This window comes from Janthinobacterium sp. GW822-FHT07A03 (assembly GCF_058798815.1).
On record NZ_JBXAKW010000009.1, the window covers coordinates 299,116 to 319,198 of the forward strand.

General features: G+C 63.7%; 19 protein-coding genes and 2 tRNA genes. 11 read left to right on the forward strand and 10 right to left on the reverse strand.

Annotation, left to right across the window (positions count from 1 at the left end):
- Nucleotides 1-62 precede the first annotated feature (62 nt).
- The 5 genes from xerD to AC1RJW_RS24680 form a co-directional block, all read right to left on the reverse strand.
- Nucleotides 63-980, reverse strand: coding sequence for a site-specific tyrosine recombinase XerD (gene xerD, locus AC1RJW_RS24660; protein ID WP_493047285.1), 918 nt, complete (start codon nt 978-980; stop codon nt 63-65).
- Nucleotides 977-1,477, reverse strand: coding sequence for a methylated-DNA--[protein]-cysteine S-methyltransferase (locus tag AC1RJW_RS24665; protein WP_493047286.1), 501 nt, complete (start codon nt 1,475-1,477; stop codon nt 977-979). The genes xerD and AC1RJW_RS24665 overlap by 4 nt, the downstream gene beginning before the upstream one ends.
- Nucleotides 1,478-1,902: 425 nt before the next feature.
- Nucleotides 1,903-3,183 (reverse strand): TRAP transporter large permease, encoded by a 1,281-nt coding sequence (locus AC1RJW_RS24670; protein WP_326458024.1) that lies wholly within the window; start codon nt 3,181-3,183, stop codon nt 1,903-1,905.
- Complete coding sequence (locus AC1RJW_RS24675) at nt 3,180-3,752, reverse strand: TRAP transporter small permease (protein ID WP_230539953.1); 573 nt, start codon at nt 3,750-3,752, stop codon at nt 3,180-3,182. The genes AC1RJW_RS24670 and AC1RJW_RS24675 overlap by 4 nt, the downstream gene beginning before the upstream one ends.
- Nucleotides 3,753-3,870: 118 nt before the next feature.
- On the reverse strand, nt 3,871-4,863 hold the full coding sequence (locus AC1RJW_RS24680) for a TRAP transporter substrate-binding protein (protein WP_436480631.1): 993 nt from the start codon (nt 4,861-4,863) through the stop codon (nt 3,871-3,873).
- Nucleotides 4,864-4,999: 136 nt separating this feature from the next.
- Here AC1RJW_RS24680 and AC1RJW_RS24685 point away from each other — a divergent pair, with 136 nt between their 5' ends.
- Both AC1RJW_RS24685 and AC1RJW_RS24690 read left to right on the forward strand, forming a co-directional pair.
- Nucleotides 5,000-7,018, forward strand: coding sequence for a sensor histidine kinase (locus AC1RJW_RS24685; protein WP_493047287.1), 2,019 nt, complete (start codon nt 5,000-5,002; stop codon nt 7,016-7,018).
- Between the two features lie 32 nt (nt 7,019-7,050).
- On the forward strand, nt 7,051-7,635 hold the full coding sequence (locus AC1RJW_RS24690) for a response regulator transcription factor (RefSeq protein WP_070287725.1): 585 nt from the start codon (nt 7,051-7,053) through the stop codon (nt 7,633-7,635).
- An 82-nt stretch (nt 7,636-7,717) separates the two neighbouring features.
- On the opposite strand, the gene AC1RJW_RS24695 is transcribed toward AC1RJW_RS24690, so the two are convergent.
- Nucleotides 7,718-8,545, reverse strand: a complete 828-nt coding sequence (locus AC1RJW_RS24695) for a siderophore-interacting protein (RefSeq protein ID WP_493047288.1) — start codon at nt 8,543-8,545, stop codon at nt 7,718-7,720.
- Nucleotides 8,546-8,567: 22 nt separating this feature from the next.
- Nucleotides 8,568-9,128: a PadR family transcriptional regulator gene (locus tag AC1RJW_RS24700; RefSeq protein ID WP_493047289.1), complete on the reverse strand. Its 561-nt coding sequence runs from the start codon at nt 9,126-9,128 to the stop codon at nt 8,568-8,570.
- A gap of 209 nt (nt 9,129-9,337) precedes the next feature.
- Between AC1RJW_RS24700 and AC1RJW_RS24705 the strand changes: the two genes are divergently transcribed.
- A complete protein-coding gene (locus tag AC1RJW_RS24705) occupies nt 9,338-9,715 on the forward strand; it encodes a DUF3052 family protein (RefSeq protein WP_493047290.1) in 378 nt (125 codons plus the stop codon).
- A gap of 7 nt (nt 9,716-9,722) precedes the next feature.
- Here AC1RJW_RS24705 and queG read toward each other — a convergent pair whose 3' ends face one another.
- On the reverse strand, nt 9,723-10,814 hold the full coding sequence (queG, locus tag AC1RJW_RS24710) for a tRNA epoxyqueuosine(34) reductase QueG (RefSeq protein WP_493047291.1): 1,092 nt from the start codon (nt 10,812-10,814) through the stop codon (nt 9,723-9,725).
- 78 nt (nt 10,815-10,892) lie between these two features.
- Between queG and tsaE the strand changes: the two genes are divergently transcribed.
- Genes tsaE through AC1RJW_RS24725 form a run of 3 tightly spaced genes read left to right on the forward strand, consistent with a single transcriptional unit; the run spans nt 10,893 to nt 13,593 of the window.
- Nucleotides 10,893-11,381, forward strand: coding sequence for a tRNA (adenosine(37)-N6)-threonylcarbamoyltransferase complex ATPase subunit type 1 TsaE (gene tsaE, locus AC1RJW_RS24715; protein ID WP_070312279.1), 489 nt, complete (start codon nt 10,893-10,895; stop codon nt 11,379-11,381).
- Nucleotides 11,345-12,742, forward strand: a complete 1,398-nt coding sequence (locus AC1RJW_RS24720) for an N-acetylmuramoyl-L-alanine amidase (RefSeq protein ID WP_493047292.1) — start codon at nt 11,345-11,347, stop codon at nt 12,740-12,742. Before tsaE ends, AC1RJW_RS24720 begins: the two co-directional genes overlap by 37 nt.
- Before the next feature lie 14 nt (nt 12,743-12,756).
- Complete coding sequence (locus AC1RJW_RS24725) at nt 12,757-13,593, forward strand: D-hexose-6-phosphate mutarotase (RefSeq protein WP_493047293.1); 837 nt, start codon at nt 12,757-12,759, stop codon at nt 13,591-13,593.
- On the opposite strand, the gene AC1RJW_RS24730 is transcribed toward AC1RJW_RS24725, so the two are convergent.
- Both AC1RJW_RS24730 and AC1RJW_RS24735 read right to left on the reverse strand, forming a co-directional pair.
- Nucleotides 13,590-14,570 (reverse strand): carbonic anhydrase, encoded by a 981-nt coding sequence (locus AC1RJW_RS24730; protein WP_493047294.1) that lies wholly within the window; start codon nt 14,568-14,570, stop codon nt 13,590-13,592. The two genes, AC1RJW_RS24725 and AC1RJW_RS24730, sit on opposite strands and share 4 nt — an antisense overlap.
- A 208-nt stretch (nt 14,571-14,778) precedes the next feature.
- Nucleotides 14,779-15,429 carry a VTT domain-containing protein gene (locus AC1RJW_RS24735; RefSeq protein ID WP_070223029.1) on the reverse strand — a complete coding sequence of 217 codons (651 nt, stop codon included), beginning with the start codon at nt 15,427-15,429 and terminating at the stop codon, nt 14,779-14,781.
- A gap of 248 nt (nt 15,430-15,677) precedes the next feature.
- Between AC1RJW_RS24735 and AC1RJW_RS24740 the strand changes: the two genes are divergently transcribed.
- The 5 genes from AC1RJW_RS24740 to AC1RJW_RS24760 all read left to right on the forward strand — a co-directional run bounded on the left by AC1RJW_RS24740 (nt 15,678) and on the right by AC1RJW_RS24760 (nt 20,083).
- Entirely contained in the window at nt 15,678-16,616 is a 939-nt protein-coding gene (locus tag AC1RJW_RS24740) for a peptidylprolyl isomerase (RefSeq protein ID WP_493047295.1), read from the forward strand.
- 38 nt (nt 16,617-16,654) lie between these two features.
- Entirely contained in the window at nt 16,655-18,556 is a 1,902-nt protein-coding gene (mutL, locus tag AC1RJW_RS24745) for a DNA mismatch repair endonuclease MutL (protein ID WP_493047296.1), read from the forward strand.
- 126 nt (nt 18,557-18,682) lie between these two features.
- Nucleotides 18,683-19,630 carry a tRNA (adenosine(37)-N6)-dimethylallyltransferase MiaA gene (gene miaA, locus AC1RJW_RS24750; RefSeq protein ID WP_493047297.1) on the forward strand — a complete coding sequence of 316 codons (948 nt, stop codon included), beginning with the start codon at nt 18,683-18,685 and terminating at the stop codon, nt 19,628-19,630.
- Between the two features lie 240 nt (nt 19,631-19,870).
- Nucleotides 19,871-19,947: transfer RNA gene (locus AC1RJW_RS24755), tRNA-Met, on the forward strand.
- A gap of 59 nt (nt 19,948-20,006) precedes the next feature.
- Nucleotides 20,007-20,083, forward strand: a tRNA-Met gene (locus AC1RJW_RS24760).

A 20,083-nucleotide genomic window follows, 5' to 3' on the forward strand; every position in this document is an offset into this window, starting at 1 on the left:
TTAGATGTTACAGATAAGCATATAAGGCACATTATGACGTAGTTGGAGCAAACTCCAAATGTTTAGCCTCGTGGATGATGCTGCGCATGCAGCAGTTTCAGCCGTTCACGGGCCACATGCGTGTAAATCTGCGTGGTGGAAATATCGGAGTGCCCCAGTAACAATTGCACAACACGCAAGTCCGCTCCATGGTTCAGCAAATGCGTGGCGAACGCATGGCGCAAGGTATGCGGCGACAGCGGCGCCGTGATGCCAGCGTTCAGCGCGTGTTTCTTGATGATGACCCAGAACATTTGCCGCGTCATGGCGCCCCCGCGCCGCGTGACGAACAGCGCATCGTCCATCTGTCCGTCGAGGATGATACCGCGCGCTTCCTTCAGGTAGCGCTCGATCCACAGCCGCGCCTGTTCGCCGAACGGCACCAGGCGCGTCTTGCTGCCCTTGCCCGTAATGCGCAGCACGCCATCGTTCAGGCTCAGTTCCACGGATTGCAAGTCCACCAGTTCCGACACGCGCAAGCCGCTCGCATACATGAGTTCGAGCATGGTGCGCTCGCGCAAGCCCAGCGGCGTGCTCACGTCGGGTGCCGCCAGCAAGGCTTCCACCTGCGCCTCGCTCAAGGTATGCACGAAGCGGGCCGGCTGCTTGGCCGACACCATCTTCAGGCACGGGTCGGCGGCGATATGTTTTTGCCGCAAGGCCAGCTGGTAAAAACGCTTGAGCACGGACAGCCGGCGGTTCGACGACGTCGCCTTGCTCTCGTCGTGGCGGGCGGAAAAATACGCCTCGATGTCGGCCGTGGTCACCTCGTACAGGCCCTCGCGCCCGGGCCGCGCCACTTCCAGCCAGCGGGCGAACAGCCGCATGTCGCGCCGGTAGGCATCGAGCGAGTTTTTCGACAGGCCGTCTTCCAGCCACAGGCTGTCGCAGAATTCATCGATCAGGGTAGTGTTGTCTGGCGCCAGCAGGCTGTTCATCATCGGTAGGCCACCACGCCTTCATGCGCCAGCAGCCAGCGCTTCACGCCCAGGTGAAATCCCGTCGCATCGTCATGGTGGGCAAAGCCGCCCAGGCCGCCGGCAGCCGTGACCCGGTGGCAAGGGATCACCACGGGAAACCAGTTGGCACCGCAGGCCTGCCCGACGGCGCGCGGCGCCGAGCCGATCAGGCGCGCCACGTCGCCATACGTGCGCACCTGGCCGCGCGGAATGCCGGCGATCGCCGCCCATACCCGTTGCTGGTAAGCGCTGCCCAGGCCCGCCAGCGGCAGGTCGAACGGCGCATCGGGGTCGCGGAAATAGGCTGCCAGTTGGTCGCACGCCCGCTCGGAGACGGCATCCTGCGGCGCTTTCTCGTCGAAGTGCGGCGGCAAATACACCAGTTCGCGCAACTGGCCGTCCTGCGCGCGCACGCCCATGGCGCCGAACGGCGCGGCCACGATGGCGCTAAACAGTTCACTGCCCTGTTGTTTTTTCATCTGCTGATCATTATTCAAGTGTGGCATATATGCAACTTGCCGGCGCCGGAAACCGCGCTACGGGAATTATGCACCGACTTTGGGCGTGCTGGCGGACGTTTCCCACGCACGAAAAAAAAGCGCACCAGTCGGTGCGCTTCAAATATTGCTTCACGTTCCCGGTCGTTTGGGTCCGCCGGTGCCGGCTTGTGGCCGCAGACAGCTATGACTCAACAACTTCTGTGAAACGTGTGTCTCCTCAATATATCCCCGGTATCAATACCGTTTTTATAGACCACTCCCCCACTAACCTTGTTGCCAATTCTGTATTTCAGCCTTGCTACCGGGGCGCATATGCATATACGTGTTTCCCCTTAAGGCTGCCCATCATAGCGCATTTATTCGGCCGGATCGACTTTTTTTGCACCATGACGGGGACAACTGTTTTAGTTGTAAATTAAATTTGGCAACCACAGCGAGATTTGTGGTACGTAGGTAATCAAGCCCAGGAAGGCCAGCATCGTCAGCAGCCACGGCATCACGGCCACGGTCAGCTCCGAGATGCCCATCTTGGTGATGCCGGACGCCACGTACAGGTTCAAGCCCACGGGCGGATGGCACATGCCCACTTCCATATTGACCACGATCAAAATGCCGAAGTGCACAGGATCGATGCCCAGCTTCATGGCGACGGGGAACAGGATCGGCGCCATGATCAGCACGATCGACGACGGCTCCATGACGTTACCAGCCAGCAACAGCAACACGTTGACCACCAGCAAGAAGCTGATCACGCCAAGGCCCTTGCCCGTGATCCATTCGGCCATCGCCTGCGGGATGTTTTCGCTGGTCATCAGGAACGAGAACAGCACGGCATTGGTAATGATGTACAACAACATCGCCGACATGGCGGCCGAATCGAGCAAGACCTTGCCCACTTGCTTGATCTTCAAGTCCTTGTAGACGAAGACGGCGATGATGAAAGCGTACACAGCAGCCATGGCGGCCGCTTCCGTGGGCGTGAAGGCGCCCGAATAGATGCCGCCCATGACGATGACGATCAGCAGCAAGCCCCAGGCGCTCTTCTTGAACGTCACGAAGCGCTCCTTCCAGCTGGCCTTCTGCATGCGCGGATAGTTATTCTTGCGCGCCAAGAACCACGTGGTCAGGCCCAGCAGCATGGCCAGCATCATGCCGGGAATCACGCCCGCCATGAACAGCTTGCCTACGGAGGTGTTCGTGCTGACGGAATACATCACCATCACGATCGAGGGCGGGATCAGGATGCCCAGCGCGCCCGAGGTGGTGATGACGCCGGCGCCGAAACCGCGCGGATAGCCCTGCTTGACCATGGCCGGCAGGATGATGGAGCCGATGGCCACCACGGTGGCGGGGCTGGAGCCGGAGACGGCGGCAAACAGCGCGCACGCCATCACGCCGGCCAGCGCCAGGCCGCCATGCCAGTGGCCGACCATGGAGCTGGCGAAATTGATCATGCGCCGCGCCACCCCGCCATGCGTGAGGAAGTTGCCCGCCAAAATGAAGAACGGGATGGCCATGATTTCGAATTTCTCGATGCCCGTGAAGATCTTCAGGGCCACCGATTCGATGGGCACGCTGGTCATGGTGAACAGGAAAGTGAGCACCGTCAGGCCCAGCGAGATGGAGATCGGCATGCCGGTCAGCATCAGCGCCAGCAGCAGCACAAAAATAATCAGCGCGTTCATGCCTTGGCTCCTTTTTCTTCCGCCGTCAATTCATCTTCCAGCCCCTCGACGTGCGAGTGGTCGTGTTTCGGCAAGGCGCCCGTCTTGATGAAATGCACCATCACCTGCAGGAAGCGGAAGCACATCAGGTAGGAACCGAGCGGCACGGCAAGGTAAACCAGCCACATCGGCACTTCCATGTCGGCCGAAGTCTGGTCCGTGTGGCCGATCGACCACACAAAGCTGGCGCCCAGGGTCCCGACGATGCCCGTAAACAAGGCGCCGGCGGCCAGGCCGAAGACGATGAAGCGGTCGCGCCAGCGCGGATTCATGCGGTTGATCAGGACGTCGACGCCCACGTGGATGCCCGTGCGCACGCCATACGCGGCGCCGAACTTGGCCATCCAGACGAACATGTAGATGCACAGTTCCTGGGCCCAGCTGGTATTGATTTGAATCAGGAAGTCTTGCAGGCCCGGTATCGGCAAGCCTGCCAGGTAGCGGTGCACGACCGCGACGAAGATGATGAAGGTGGCGGCGCCCATCAGGGACGCGATCAGCCACTCTTCCAGGTGATCCAGAAATTTCATGGTGGACTTTCAAAGAATGCGGGTACACGGACTCCCGCGCAGGACGCGCAGGAGTCATTCAAGCAAGTGGCAGGGCATCCCTGCCTGGCGCGCCAGGCGGCGCGCTACAGCATGCGGCTTACTTCGCGCTTTCCTTGTTGATGGCCGAGATCAGATCCTTGCCGATGCGCCCTTCCATGGCCTTCTGCACGGGCGCCAGCGCCTTGCGCCACTCGGCCTGTTCCTGCACCGTCAGCGTGTAGATCTGCGTCTTGCCCGCTTTCTTGATGGCGTCGAGGGCCTGGTCGTTGTCGCGCTGAGCGATGGCTTTTTCAAACGTGGTCGCCTCGCGCATGGCTTTTTCCAGCTGGCCGCGGATATCGGGCGGCAAGCCATCCCAGAATTTCTTGTTGACGATGACGGCATAGCCCAGGTAACCGTGGTTCGACACGGTCACGTGCTTTTGCACTTCATGCATCTTTTGCGTATACATATTCGATGGCGGATTTTCCGTGCCGTCGACCACGCCCGTCTGCAGCGCCTGATACACTTCCGAGAAGGCCAGCACTTGCGGGTTGGCGCCCAGCGCGCGCATCTGCGCATCGAGCACCTTCGACGACTGGATGCGCATTTTCAGGCCCTTGAAGTCGGCCGGCGTATGCAGCGGCTTGTTGGCCGACATCACCTTGAAGCCGTTGTCCCAGTAGGCCAGGCCCGTGATACCCTTGGGTTCGAGTTTCTTCAGCAGGCTCTTGCCGATTTCGCCTTCGGTGACGTTGTACAGCGCCGTCTTGGTGGGGAAGATGTAGGGCAGGTCGAACGCTTCGAATTCCTTCACGCCCAGCGGGCCGAACTTGGCCAGCGATGGCGCCAGCATCTGCACGGCGCCCAGCTGCAGGGCTTCGAGTTCTTCCTTGTCCTTGTACAGCTGGCTGTTCGGGTACAGTTCGACCTTGACCTTGCCATTCGTGGCTTTCTCGGCCAGCTGCTTGAAACGTTCGGCGGCCTGGCCTTTGGGTGTGTCCGTCGCCACGACGTGGCTGAACTTGATGACGATGGGCGCTTGCGCGTAAGCGTGCACGCCGGCGGTGGCGCCAATGGCCGCGCACAGCGCGACGAACATGGTTTTCATCTGCATTTTTGTCTCCTGAATGGTTTTTAGAAAAACTTTATTATTTGTCTACTTGAATATTGTGCCAAAGAAACTGCCTCGGCTATTGTGGTTAACCACAATAGCCGGTTCCCGATAAGCCGCTACCCTGCCAGCCATGCCGACTCCCCCCACCCTTGCGCGCCGCTTCAAGCTATCGAGCCCGATGCGCTGGCTGCTGCCCGTCATCCTGCTGCTGCTGTTCCTCTCCATCCTGTTCTGGCTGCCCTGGCAGGCGCGCCAGATGGAGAGCAACGAGCGCCAGGAGCAGCTGATCGCCGACACGCTGTGGGTGGAGCAGACCATCCGCTTCCAGCTGGCGCGCAACGAGGAAAGCCTGTTCAACCTGGGCGTGGACATCGCCAGCGCCTCGCTGGGCGCGGAAAAAGTCCACGAACGGCTGCAGCAGATGCTGCGCAATGGCCGCGAACTGCAGCGCGTGCTGTGGCTGAACACCAGCGGCAAGGTGTTGGCCACCAGCGACAACAATCTGCCGCACGCGCTGGCGTTTTCGCCCGCCTCGCTGACGGCGGCCGACAATGCGCGCCGCCTGCACCGGGGCCAATACGCCCAGCCCTCGCAGCAGAGCGGCTTTCCCGACGCGCCGCCGGGCGCCATGCTGATGGATTACCACCAGCCCCTGTTCGATGGCCAGCGCTACGTGGGCAGCCTGGTGGCCACTTACCAGATCAGCAGCCTGCTCGATGAAATGGTGCCGTGGTGGTTCGCGCAGGACAACCAGATTGCGCTGATCGACCGCGACGACAAGGTGCTGGCACGGCGCGCCGCCGCCGGCCCCGGCCACGGCGTGTACACGCACAAGCGCGCGCTCGACGTGCCCGGCGCCACCATCACCCTGTTTACCGACAGCGTGAAAAGCCAGCCCAAGCTGCTGCCCAATCTGCTGGTCGGCTCCGTCATCGCCCTGTCGCTGGGTTTGCTGTGGAGCCTGCTGGCCCTGTGGCGCCACATCTCGCGCCGCCTGGTGGCCGAAGGCGCGCTGCGCCAGCAGATGCTGTTTCGCACGGCGATGGAAAATTCGCTGGTGACGGGCATGCGCGCGCGCGACCTGGAAGGCCGCGTCACCTACGTGAATCCGGCGTTTTGCCAGATCGTCGGCTATCCGCCCGAGGAAATCCTGGGCCGTCTGCCGCCCATGCCCTATTGGGTGCCCGAGGCGCTGGAGGAATACCAGCAGCGCTTCGTCAAGGCCCTGGCCGGCAATCCCACGCCGCAGTTCGAAACCTATTTCCAGCGCCCGGACGGCACGCGCGTGCCCGTGCTGATCTTCGAAGCGCCGCTGGTGGACAAGAACGGCCAGCAGACGGGCTGGATGGGTTCCGTGCTCGACATCTCGGACCGCAAGCGGGTCGAGGAGCTCAATCGCCAGCAGCAGGAAAAACTGCAAACGAGCTCGCGCCTGGCCACCATGGGCGAGCTGGCGTCGATGCTGGCGCATGAACTGAACCAGCCGCTGGCGGCCATTTCCAGCTACACGACAGGGGCCTTGAATTTGATCCGCCGCGCCATCGACAGCGGCGCCCCCGTCGAGCCGGCCACCCTGAAGCCGGCGCTGGAACAGGCCAGCGCGCAGGCGCAGCGGGCCGGCCAGATCATCCGCAGCGTGCACGATTTCGTGCGCAAGAGCGAGCCGCAGCGCCAGGATATCGCCATCCGCACCCTGATCGACGGCATCCGCGCGCTGATCGACCTGCAGGCGCGCAAATACTATGTCACCATCCAGGAAGAGCTGCCGCCGGACCTGCCGCTGCTGCGCGCCGATCCCGTGATGATCGAGCAAGTGCTGCTGAACCTGACGCGCAACGCCATCGAGGCGATGCAGGATGCGGCGCCGGGACGGCGTATCATGCGCCTGCGGGCCAGCCACGACGCGCAGCAGGGCATGGTGACGGTGGACGTGATCGACCATGGCCACGGCATTGCGCAGGACGTGGCCGAGCGTCTGTTTTCGCCGTTTTTCTCGACCAAGTCCGAAGGCATGGGCATGGGCCTGAACATCTGCCGCACCGCCATCGAATTTCACGGCGGCGCGCTGACCTTCGGCGCCAATCCCGCTGGCGGTACCATCTTTACATTCAGCGTGCCGGCTGCGCCGCGCGCGCCGCACTCGCATTAACGAATAACGCATAACGACAATCCGGAGACACCATGCTGCACATCATTGACGACGAAGAAGTCGTACGCGACTCCCTGTCCTGGCTGGCCGCCTCGCGCAGCATCGAGGCGCGCAGCTACGCCAGCGCCCAGCAATTTCTCGATAGCCTAGACGGCGGCTTCGACGCCGCCGGCGACTGCGTGCTGCTCGACGTGCGCATGCCCGACATGAACGGCATCGCCCTGTTCGACCAGCTGGTCAAGCGCGACCTGACGGCGCGCCTGCCCGTGATCTTCCTCACCGGCCACGGTGACGTGCCGATGGCCGTCGACAGCCTGAAACGGGGCGCCTTCGATTTCTTTGAAAAGCCGTTCAACGACAACGACCTGATGGACCGCGTGCAGCAGGGCCTGGCCAACTCGCGCCAGGCCGGCGAACTGGCCGCCGTGCACGCGCGCCTGGCCACCCTGTCGACGCGCGAACGCGAAGTGCTGGACCTGATTTTGGCGGGCAAGATGAACAAGGTGGTGGCCGACAAGCTGGGCATCAGCATGCGCACAGTGGAAGTCCACCGCGCGCATATCTTCGACAAGATGCAGGTCAAGACGGCGGTGGAGCTGGCGGGGTTGTTGAAGTAGGCTGAAATCTGGGGTCAGCCCCCCCATGCCGCTGGCGTCAAGCTCTGTGCCAACGCATCCGGTGGTCTGACCCCGACCTTAATCACTCGTCATGATGCTCGTGATGCTCCGCCGCCCCATGCTTCCAGTAGCTGGCCACATGCAAGTGCTGCCTCGGCACCCCGGCTTCAATAAAATGCCCGCGCAAGCCCTGCACCTGCGCATGTTCGCACGCCACCCATACGTAGCCGTCGCCCTCTGACGGCAGCGCGATCTGGCGCAAGGCGTCGAGCAACAGCAGTCCCTTGCGGCCATTGCGCGCCACCCAGCGCACGTCCAGCTGCGCCGCGCTATCGAGCGTGATCTGTTCGCCGTCTTCGACGATTTCGATCACGACAATCGCCCGCGCCGTGGCCGGCAACTGCTCCAGGCGGCGGGCAATGGCCGGCAAGGCCGTCTGGTCGCCCACCAGCACATACCAGTCAAAATCGAGCGGCACCAGCATCGAGCCGCGCGGCCCGCCCACGCCAAGGGTCTGGCCGGGCGCGGCCTGCGCCGCCCAGCTGGCTGCTGGCCCGTCGCCATGCAGCACGAAGTCGATTTCCAGCTCGCGCCGCTCGGCGTCATAGCGGCGTGGCGTGTAGTTGCGGGCGATGGGGCGCGGCCCTTCCGCATACTGGATGGGATTGGCGCCATTGCCCAGCACGGGGAACACGGGCGTGGTCTGGCCCGGCGCGGGGAAGAACAGTTTCACGTGGTCGTCGTGCGCCGGCGAGACAAAACCGTCCAGGTCATCGCCCGCCAGCGTGATGCGGCGCATGTGCGGCGTCAGCTGTTCGGTGCGCACGACGGTCAGTACGCGCAGTTTCAAATCGTGGCGCACGCGCTCGATGGCGTGCGAGCGTGGTGTTGCAGGTGAGGCGGTAGTCATTGCTTGTCCTTGTAAAGTGGGCTCAGTGGCCGTCGACGATGGCGTGCGCCGCCTGTTCCAGCACGGCGGACACGCGCTCGGCTTCCGCGTCGCTCCAGTTGGTCTTGTTCAGCAACAGCGCATGCTTGAGGGTGTGCATGGCCTGGCGCACGCGCTCGGGCAAGGCGTTGCGCGCCTGGACGCGGGCAAACATGTCGAGGCGGGCCAGGATGCCGTCCACCTGGGCGCGGTTCTCGTCGAGATACACGCGGCCGAGGTCCGTGATCGTGTAGAGCTTCTTGCCGCTGGCGCTTTCGCCCGACGTGACGTGGTCCTGCTCTTCCAGCAGGGTCAATGTCGGATACACGGCCCCGGGGCTGGGGGCATAGGCGCCGCCGCAACGCTCTTCGATGGCCTTGATGATTTCATAACCATGTCGGGGGCTGATTTCGATCAGCGCCAGCACGATCAGGGGCAGGTCGCCGCGGCCGAAGACGCGCTCGGCCCGTTCGCCGCGCCCGCCCCGGCCACCGGGGCCGCCATGGCCCATGCCGTCGCCGCGCTCGTCGAAGCCGCGCGGGCCGCGCGGGCCGCGGCCATGCATGAAGTATTCGTGATGGTGTTCGTGGCGATGCCCGCCGTGATGGTGATGGTGATGCTGGCCGCCGTGGCCGTGTTCTGCGTGGTGTGAGTTTCTCATGTTCTCTCTTTAAAGATATATCGTTAGTAGGTATCGACATTTTATAACGATATATCGATAAGTCAAGGAGAAATTTGTTATGCTCGTCTTTCCTCAATCGACACGCCCATGCCATGCCTGACAAAACCGTTGCTGAAAAAATGTATGTAAAAAATGCCAAAGCCCTGGCCGTGCTCAATGACGACGGCGAGCATGCCGCCTTGCTGGCGCAATTGCCGGCAGAGCGGCGGGTGGGTGAAGGAGAGCGCGCCGACTGGATACTGCTGTTCGCGCGCAGCCGCGCGGAACTGGAGCAGTTCCTGCCGGCGGCGCACGCGCGCCTGGCGCCCGGCGGCGCGGTCTGGGTGGCGTACCGCAAGGGTGGCATCAAGGCGGGCAGCGATATCCATCGCGACGATATCCGCCTGTATGCGCAGGAAACAGGGTTCGACAGCGTGGCGATGGTCGCCATCGACGCCGACTGGTCGGCGCTGCGCCTGAAGCAGGCGTAAAACGAGGCTAAGCGATGCCGTGCAGCGCCAGCGCCCATTCGACGTGTTCGCGCACGATGGCCGACGGGTGCTCGCGGCGCGACAGCAGGGCCGCGACGATGTCGGCCTGGCCCCGGGCCTTTGTCGCCGCGTTGCCCATGCCCACGGCCAGGTTGCGCAGCCAGCGTTCGTGGCCGATGCGCCGGATCGCGCTGCCTTCCATGCGGCGGTTGAATTCCTCTTCCGTCCAGGCGAACAGTTCCACCATGCCGGCGCTGCCCAGGCTGTGGCGCTCGTCGAAATCGGGCACGACGGCGCGCTGGGCGAACTTGTTCCACGGGCAGACGGTCTGGCAGTCGTCGCAGCCGTACACCTTGTTGCCGATCAAGGGGCGCATCTCGACGGGAATGGCGCCTTTCAGCTCAATCGTCAGGTAGGAGATGCACCGGCGCGCGTCGAGCTGATACGGCCCCAGGATGGCTTGCGTCGGGCACACCGTGATGCACGCGGAGCACTGGCCGCAGCGCGGCGTTTCGGGCGGATCGACGGGCAGCGGCACGTCGATGAGGATCTCGCCGAGGAAAAAGAAGGAACCGCCCTGGCGGTTGATCAGCAAGGTGTGCTTGCCGCGCCAGCCCAAGCCTCCCTTTTGCGCCAGCTCGACTTCCATCACGGGCGCCGAATCGCTGAAGACGCGGTAGCCGAAGTCGCCGATCTCGCCCTTGATGCGGTCGGCCAGCTGCTGCAGGCGCGAACGCATCACCTTATGGTAGTCGCGGCCACGCGCATACACGGAGATCACGGCCGCCGCAGGGTCGGCATCGCGCGCCGCCTCGTGCGCGCGCCAGTCCGGCCCCAGCGCCGGCGGCAGGTAGTTCATGCGGGCGCTGATGGCGCGCACCGTGCCCGGCACCAGCTCGGCCGGGCGCGCGCGCTTCATGCCGTGGCTGGCCATGTAATCCATTTCGCCGTGATACCCTGCATCGAGCCACGCCTGCAAGGGCGCTTCCATGTGCGACAGGTCCACATCGGCGATGCGCACCTCGGCAAAACCCAGTTCGCGCCCCCATTCCTTGATGGTGCGCGCCAGGACGGCGAGATCGGTGACGGTGGCGGACATAGGGGACTTTACGGAAAACGGCAGGCGCGCGGGCGGTTACAATGACAGCAGCCTCCATTTTATGCGATACGGAAGATAATGACCGAACACTTCACAGCCCACCTCCACGACGAAGCCGGCACCGCCGCGCTGGGCGCCGCGCTGGCGCGCGCGCTGGCGCCGGGCCTGGCGATCTACCTGCACGGCGACCTGGGCGCCGGCAAGACGGCCCTCACGCGCGCCCTGCTGCACGCGGCCGGCCATGCGGGCCACGTCAAAAGCCCCACCTACACCTTGTCCGAACCGTACACGGTGCGGCTCGACGGCCAGAGCGTCAACGTCATCCACTTCGACCTGTACCGCATGGGCAGCGCCGAGGAATTCCTCGACGCGGGCTTTCGCGAAGACTTCGACGGGCGCAATATCTGCATCGTCGAATGGCCAGAGAAAGCCGAACCGGTGCTGCCGCCTGCCGACCTGAATATTTATTTGAACGTTGCGGGTACAGGACGTGATGTAGAATTGCAAGCGTCTTCTGAATTGGGTCTGTCATGCCTTCACCGTCTCAAATTCGCCCCGAACCTTTGATCTCCTCGCCCATCACCCGGCGCACGGTGCTCAAGGCCGGCGGCACCCTGCTGTTGTCCGTGTTCGCGCCGATGTCGGCGATGGCGGCGCAAATTCTCGCCGTGCGCGTCTGGCCAGCCGAGGACTACACGCGCGTCACCCTGGAAAACGACAGCATCCTCAAGGCGACCCACTTCATCGTCAAGGACCCGGAGCGGCTGGTGGTCGACATCGAAGGCCTGGAACTCAATCCCACCTTGAAGGGCCTGGTGGCGAAGATCCAGTCGAACGACCCGTACATCAAGCAGGTGCGCGTGGGCCAGAACCGGCCCAATGTCGTGCGTCTCGTGTTCGACCTGAAAGAGGAAGTCACGCCGCAGCTGTTTACCCTGCCGCCGGCCGGCTCCTACAACCACCGTCTGATCTTCGACCTGTATCCCGTGCGCGAACCGGACCTGATCGCGCAGATGATCGAAAAGGGCGACTGGTCGAGCGACCCGGCCAAGCCGCCCATGGCCGACACGCATACGCCGCCGCCCGCGCTGCCGCTGCCCGAGAGCGGCAAGCCGCCCGTGGCCGCCGTGACGCCGGTAACGCCCACCGTGCCGCCCGTGCCCGAACTGCGTCCGGAGCAGCGCCCCGAAGCGCGCCCCCTGCCGGGCCAGAAAGTGGTGCGCATGATTACCATCGCCCTCGATCCCGGCCACGGCGGCGAAGACCCGGGCGCCATGGGCAGCCGCGGCAGCCGCGAAAAAGACGTGGTGCTGGCCATCGCCAAGCGCCTCAAGACCAAGCTGGAATTGCAGCCGAACATGCGCGTCATGCTCACGCGCGACGCCGACTTCTTTGTTCCGCTGGGCATGCGCGTGGAAAAGGCGCGCAAGGTGCAGGCCGACCTGTTCGTCTCGATCCACGCCGACGCCTTCATCCAGCCGACGGCGCGCGGCTCGTCCGTCTTCGTGCTGTCCGAAAAAGGCGCCACCTCGACGGCCGCCCGTTGGCTGGCCAACAAGGAAAACCAGGCCGATCTGATCGGCGGCGTGAACGTGAAGAACCACGACAAGCAGCTGGCCAGCGTGCTGCTCGACCTGTCGACGACGGCGCAGATCAATGACAGCATGAAGCTGGGCAAGGCCGTGCTGCGCGAAATCGGCGGCATCAACCGCCTGCACAAGGGCTCCGTCGAGCAGGCCGGCTTCGCCGTGCTGAAAGCGCCCGACATCCCTTCCATCCTGATCGAGACGGCCTTCATCTCGAATCCGGAGGAAGAAGCCAAGCTGACCGACAACGGCTACCAGGACCAGATGGCCGACGCCATCGTCACGGGCATCAAGAATTACTTTGCCAAGAATCCGCCGCTGGCGAAAAGCCGTTTGACCTGACATGAAAGCCTAGCATGAGCAAGAGCACCTTTGGCCAGCTGCCGGCCGTGACCATCCGCGCCGCCGATGGCGCGCAGGCGACCGTCACCCTGTACGGCGGCCACCTGGTCTCGTGGCAAACCAGCGATGGCCAGGAGCGCCTGTTCTGCAGCCGCGATTCCGCCCTCGACGGCAGCCGCGCCATCCGTGGCGGCGTGCCCGTGATCTTCCCCCAGTTCGGCGCGCGCGGCACGGGCATGCGCCACGGCTTTGCGCGCGTGGCGACCTGGCAGCTGGAATCGACGGGCGACGCCGATGGCGCCGCATGGGCGCAATTCAGCCTGCAGCACACGGACCTGCCGGAGGCGATCGCCGCCAGCTGGCCCTGGGCCTTCACCTTGCGCCTGCGCGTGGCCGTCAAGGCACAGGTGATGGAGCTGCACCTGTCCGTGCACAACACGGGCGAGCAGGCGTTTCCATTTTCGGCCGCCCTGCACAGCTATTTTGCGATCGATCAATTAAGCGAGGCGCGCATTGGCGGCCTGCAGCGCGTGCGCTATTCGGACGAGACGCCGCAAGATGCCTTGCAGGCGGAAGAGGTGCTGCAATTTTCGGACAAGCTGGACCGCATCTACTACCAGCTGCCGGGCGCCCTGACCCTGCAGGCGGGCACCGCCACCCTGCGCCTGGAGCAGCAGGGCTTTACTGACGCGGTCGTGTGGAACCCGGGCGCGCAAGACGCGGCCGCCCTGCCCGACCTGGCCGACGACGAATACCAGCGCTTCATCTGCATCGAGCCGGCCCTGATCCAGCCCGATACGCTAGCCGCCGGCGCCGCATGGACCGGGCGCCAGCGCCTTGAATTTATTTAATTCGATTCCTTGATGATGCGGCCATTCGCAGGTTGGATCGGGCGCGCATTGAGCGGATACAAACGGCTGAACAGCGCCATCTGCGCCGGCGACGCCTGCACCGGCTGCTTCATCACCAGCCACAGCACGCCTTCGCTGCAAGGTGGCTCCGTCATCGATCCCATGTAGGTGTAGTAATCACGCCGCGCCGGCAGCATCTCGGCCGGGTCGAGCAAAATGGTCGGCTGCATGGTCTCGAATTTTTCCAGCGGCAGGTTGTTCCACACGGTCTGGATGGTCGCTTGCGGCGCCCCCCGCTCCAGCAGCAGCGCCAGCACGGCTTGCCGCCCTTCCGCATCGCGGTGCACCAGGTGCACCACCATCTCGAATGCCTTGCCATTGATGCGCTCTTCGGACGGCCGGTGGAAATGGAATTGCTGCAGTTCGAACATGCGGTTCTGCACCGTGATGTAATTGCCGCCGCTCACGCCCACCTGCACCGTGTGCCCATTGTCGACCACATTGAACGACGACGGGTGGTAGTCAAAGCTGATCTGCTCGAGCTCCACCTTCATGCCATCGCGGATATCGATCGGCGACTGGCGGTTGCCATTGCCGCACTTGGCCCAGTCGACATTGATCTTGCTCCAGTTGGCCGGGCCGCTGTCGCCTTCGTACGACCAGTGCGTGCCGCGCGCCACGGGCGGCGGTGGCGGCGGGGCGGCCTTCACCACGGCGGCGCGCTTGGCGCGGGCGGCGGCGCGGGCCGCCTGGGTGGCGCGCATTTCCGCCAGGCGCGCCGCGATGCGTTCGGACAGGTCGACCTCGGCCGCTTCTTCCTTCTCGCGCGCCGTGGGCGCGACGACGACAGGCGCCTTGGCTTCCTTGCCCTTTACCGATTCGGTCAGGGTTTTCATGGCGGCCGCGCGCGCCGACGCCGACATGGGCGCGGAGGCGGCGGCGCTCGCCGAAGCGGGGGCATCTTTGGCGCTTGCCATGGCCGCCATCGCGGCAAGGCTGCAAGCTAACAGGGCGCTCAAATGTCGCATGGAAATCCAGAAAGTGAGAATACCCTCTGGTTTACGGCTGGAAAGCAACAAAACTTGAATCAGCGCGGGAGTAAAACAGAAACAACGCAGAGAAAAACGGGATCCGGGGCCGGCTGCGGGCTGTGCCGCAGCGCGCTTGCCCCGGATCCATGCGGCTTTACGCCGACTTGCCGACCATGCGCTTATAGAGTTTCCACAAGCCGCCCAGTACCACCGGCACGACGGCGGCGCCGACACCGATCAGCACGATCAAGGTCAGGTGGTCGCGGATCCACGGGATATTGCCGAAGAAGTAGCCCGCCGTCACCAGACCGACCACCCACAACAGGGCGCCCGTGACGTTGTACATCTGGAAGCGCGCATGCGTCATGTCGGAAATGCCGGCCACGAACGGGGCGAAGGTGCGCACCACCGGCACGAAACGGGCCAGGATGATGGTCTTGCCACCGTGCTTTTCAAAGAATTCATGCGTGCGGCGCATGGCATCCTTGTTGATCCAGCGGTAATCGTGGGTAAACACCCTTTGCCCGATGGCTTCGCCTATCCAGTAATTGAGCGTGTTGCCCGTGACGGCGGCTGTCACCAGCAGCGCGATCAGCAAGCCCAGGTGCATCTGTCCCGTCGCGCAAAACGCGCCGGCGATAAACAATAAGGTATCCCCAGGGAAGAAAAACAGCACCACGAGGCCTGTCTCGCAAAAAATAATGGCAAACAGCACTGCATACACGAGGGTACCGTACTGCTCGATCAAGAGACCCAGCGTCTTGTCGACATGCACGATCATGTCGAGGAATTGCACAAAATCCATATATTTTTCCCTAAAGGTAGCGGCGGAATCATACACCACCCGGCCAGCGCAACGGCAGTCCCCGGGCCGATATTTCGTGATTAATTCGGCAGCGCCCTTGGCGATGTGGCATTTTAAGTAAAGGTTAAGGAAACGCCGTCTCGGCAGGCAACGGTCAGGATTGCCATCTGCAATGTTTTTACAACGAAATATTGCCATTCCGGTATACACTTTCTGCACGGCGCAACCCGCGCCCACCAGGAGAAAACATGTATCGACACCCACTGAGCGGCCTGACCATGGCCACCGTACTGGGCCTTGCACATCTGACGGCCAACGCGGCGCCTGTCCAGATCAAGGCGCCCGCCGAACTGCCCGCCAAGGCGACCATGGCCGACGTGATCAAGGCCTCGAAACCATCCGACTGGCGTGCGCTGGACCCGGACAACACCTTATATATGGACATTCCCGCCGGCCGCGTGGTGATCGAACTGGCGCCCGACTTCGCACCGAAGCACGTGGCCAACATCAAGGCCTTGGTGGCGGAACAGTATTACGACGGCCTGGCCATCACGCGCGCGCAGGATAACTGGGTGGCGCAGTGGGGCGATCCGAACGAGAAACATCCCAAGCCGATCCAGCATGCCCAGCGCACCCTGCCCGGCGAATTCACGGTCCCCCTGAAAAACGTCAAGAGCTTCACGCGCCTGCCGGACGTCGACGGCTATGCACCGCAGGTGGGCCATTCGAACGGCTTTCCGTCCGCGCGCGACCCGAAAACCGGCACGGCCTGGCTCACGCATTGCTATGCCACCGTGGGCGTGGGCCGCGACAGCGCCAGCGACAGCGGCGGCGGCACCGAGCTGTACGCCGTCATCGGCCAGTCGCCGCGCCACCTGGATCGCGACATCACGGTCGTCGGCAGGGTCGTCTCCGGCATGCCATTGCTGTCCACCCTGCCGCGCGGCACGGCGCCCATGGGCTTTTACGACAACCCCGAGAAAAACGTGCCGATCAAGTCCATCCGCCTGGCTGCCAGCGTGCCACCGGAGCAGCGCAGCCACCTGGAAGTGATGCGCACCGACAGCGCCGCCTACCAGGCCGTGCTGGAAGCCCAGCGCCACCGCGGCGGCCCGTGGAGCAAGGTCACGGCCGGCCACGTCGACCTGTGCAATGCGCCGATACCGGTACGGGAGGTGGCGAAGTAGCCGGTGCCCGACAATTCGCAACCCGCTATAATCAGGGCATGAACGCTCCCATCACGCCCCACCGCCCGATCCAGGCCCTGCCTGACCAGTTGATTTCGCAAATCGCCGCCGGCGAGGTGGTCGAGCGGCCATCCGCCGTCGTCAAGGAGCTGCTGGAAAACGCGCTCGACTCGGGCGCTACGCAGATCACCGTGCGGCTGGAAGAAGGGGGCGTGAAACGCATCGCGATTACCGACAACGGCCGCGGCATTGATAAAGACCAGCTGCCGCTGGCCTTGGCGCGCCACGCCACGTCAAAGATCGCGTCATTAAGCGACCTGGAAAACGTGGGCACCCTGGGCTTCCGGGGCGAGGCGCTGGCCTCGATCGCCTCGGTCGCCGCCGTCACCCTGACCTCGCGCACGGCCGACGCCGCGCACGCGTGGGAAATCGTCGGCTCGCACAACGGCAGCGTTTCGCCGTCGTCGGGCGCGCACGGCACCACGGTCGATGTGCAGGACCTGTATTTCAACACGCCCGCGCGGCGCAAATTCCTCAAATCCGAGCAGACGGAGTACGGCCACTGCGCCGAAGTCGTGCGCCGCATCGCGCTGGCGCGGCCCGACGTGTCGTTCTCGCTGTCGCACAACGGCCGCACCATCGACCAGTGGAATATCAGCGAACTGGCCAAGCGCAGCGCCCACATCCTGGGCAATGACTTCGCCGAAGCGCGCCTGGCGCTGGACGAATCTGCCGGTACCCTGCGCATTCACGGCTTTGCCGGCTTGCCGACGGCGTCCAAGGCGCGCGCCGACGGCCAGTTCTTTTATGTCAACGGGCGCTTCGTGCGTGACAAGCTGCTCGTGCACGCCGTGCGCATGGCGTATCAAGACGTGCTGCATGGCGACCGCTTCCCGTCGTACGTGCTGGCGCTCGACCTCGATCCGGCGCTGGTTGACGTCAACGTGCACCCGTCGAAGATCGAAGTGCGCTTCCGCGACAGCCGCTCCGTGCACCAGTTCGTCTTCCACGCGGTGCAGCGCGCGCTGGCGCAAACGTCGGCCACGGCCTTCGGCAGCGTGCCGGCACCGCTGCCGGCCGCCTCCACCTTGGGCGGCGATGCGGGTACGGCTCCCGGCGGCCCTGGCATCTGGCGCCGCGAACAGACGCAAACCTCGTTCGATGCGCAATTTACGAATACCTTTGCACCCGCCTCGCCCGGTGCGGCCCGCCCCTTCTTTGCCGATGCGCCAGGCGTGGCGCAGGACACGTCCGCCTACGGCGCCCTGTTCGGCGGCGGCGCATCCTCGCCGATCACGCAGGTGGAGCCGTACATCGCTTCGCCCGAAGCGATGGCGCGCGAAGAATATCCGCTGGGCTTTGCCCTGGCCCAGCTACACGGCATCTATATCCTGGCGCAAAACACCAAGGGCCTGGTGCTGGTCGACATGCACGCGGCGCACGAGCGCATCCTGTACGAACAGCTGAAAAACGCGCTGCAGGCGCAGGTCTCCGGCCACGACATGCAGGTGCAATCCTTGCTGATACCCGTGACGTTTTATGCGGACGCCATCGAAGTGTCAACGGCGAATGAAAACCAGGACACCTTGAAAGCGCTGGGCTTCGACATCGCCGCCCTGTCGCCCACCACCCTGGCCGTGCGCTCCGTGCCGACACTGCTCAAGAACGCCGACGCGCAGACCCTGGCGCGCGACGTGCTGCGCGACGTGCGCGAATACGGCGGCTCGCGCGTGCTGATCGAACGCCAGAACGAATTGCTGGGCACCCTGGCCTGCCACACGGCCGTGCGCGCCAACCGGATTTTATCGGTACAGGAAATGAATGCCCTGCTGCGTCAGATGGAGAGCACGGAACGCGCCGATCAGTGCAACCATGGCCGGCCCACGTGGGTGCAGGTCGAGATCAACGCGCTAGACAAGCTGTTCCTGCGCGGCCAGTAAAAGAGCCTGAAAAACGTCCATGGCGGCGTTGCACTGCCTCGCCGTACTAGCCGTACTGTCTTCGGCAATGCGCCTTGCCCTGAACGTTTTGCCAGTCTCTTTTGCACCACATCATACAAAACCAACATGCAAAACACCCCTCACCTCCCCCTGGCCGTCGCCATCATGGGCCCCACGGCCAGCGGCAAGACGGCCAGTGCGCTGGCCATCGCGCAAGCGATCCCGGCCGAGATCATTTCCGTCGATTCCGCCCTCGTCTACCGGGGCATGGATATCGGCACGGCCAAGCCGTCGCAAGAAGAACTGGCCCAGGTACCGCATCATTTGATCGACATCATCGACCCGCTCGATGCGTATTCGGTGGCGCAGTTCCGCAACGATACCCTGCGCCTGGTGGCGGAAATTTCCGCGCGCGGCAAGCTGCCGCTGCTCGTCGGCGGCACCATGCTGTACTTCAAGGGCCTGGCCGATGGCCTTGACGACTTGCCTGGCGCCGATCCCGTGCTGCGCGCCCGGCTGGAAGAGGACGCGGCCGCCATCGGCTGGCCCGCCATGCATGCGCGCCTGGCGCAACAAGACCCCGTCACGGCGGCGCGCCTGGCGCCGCAAGATGCGCAACGCATCGGCCGCGCGCTGGAAATCATCGCCCTGTCCGGCCAACCCATGTCGGCCCTGCTGGACCGCCGCGAAAAAACCGTGCTGCCGTTCCAGCTGCAATCGTTTGCGCTGGAACCGTCCGACCGCGCCGTGCTGCATGCGCGCATCGCCACGCGCTTCGACCTCATGCTGAAAGACGACGCCCTGCTCGATGAAGTGGAGCAGCTTCGCCGACGCGGCGACCTGCATCCGGGCCTGCCCTCGATGCGCTGCGTGGGCTACCGCCAGGCCTGGGAGTACCTCGATGGCCGTATCGACCGCGCCGCCCTGCGCGAGACGGGCATCATCGCCACGCGCCAGCTGGCCAAGCGCCAGCTGACCTGGCTGCGCTCGATGCCGGAACGCATCGTCATCGATTGCCTGGGCGCTGATCCGGCCAGCACCATGCTGGCACAAATCATCCCTTTGCTGACATAAGCGTCGCCACACAACAACTGGCCAAGCGCTAGCCTCGACTTAGGCTGCGCGCGATGCCGGAGCGCATCGTCGTCGATTGCCTGGGTGCTGATCCGGCCGGTGCCATGCTGGCGCAGATCCAGCCGTTGCTGACACCATTGCAAAAATAATCATGCCTGTGCTGGCGCGTGAAAAATCCGCACATTTTTTTGCGCCGGCATTGACAAGGAAATGGGAAGACTGGATAATGCTCGGCTGTTGGGTGATATAGCTCAGTTGGTTAGAGCACAGCATTCATAATGCTGGGGTCGGTGGTTCAAGTCCACCTATCACCACCAAAGAACATCGATCAGGTTTCCCCTGGTCAAAACCAGCATCCGGTCTGACCGGTCTGTTTGGTGATATAGCTCAGTTGGTTAGAGCACAGCATTCATAATGCTGGGGTCGGTGGTTCAAGTCCACCTATCACCACCA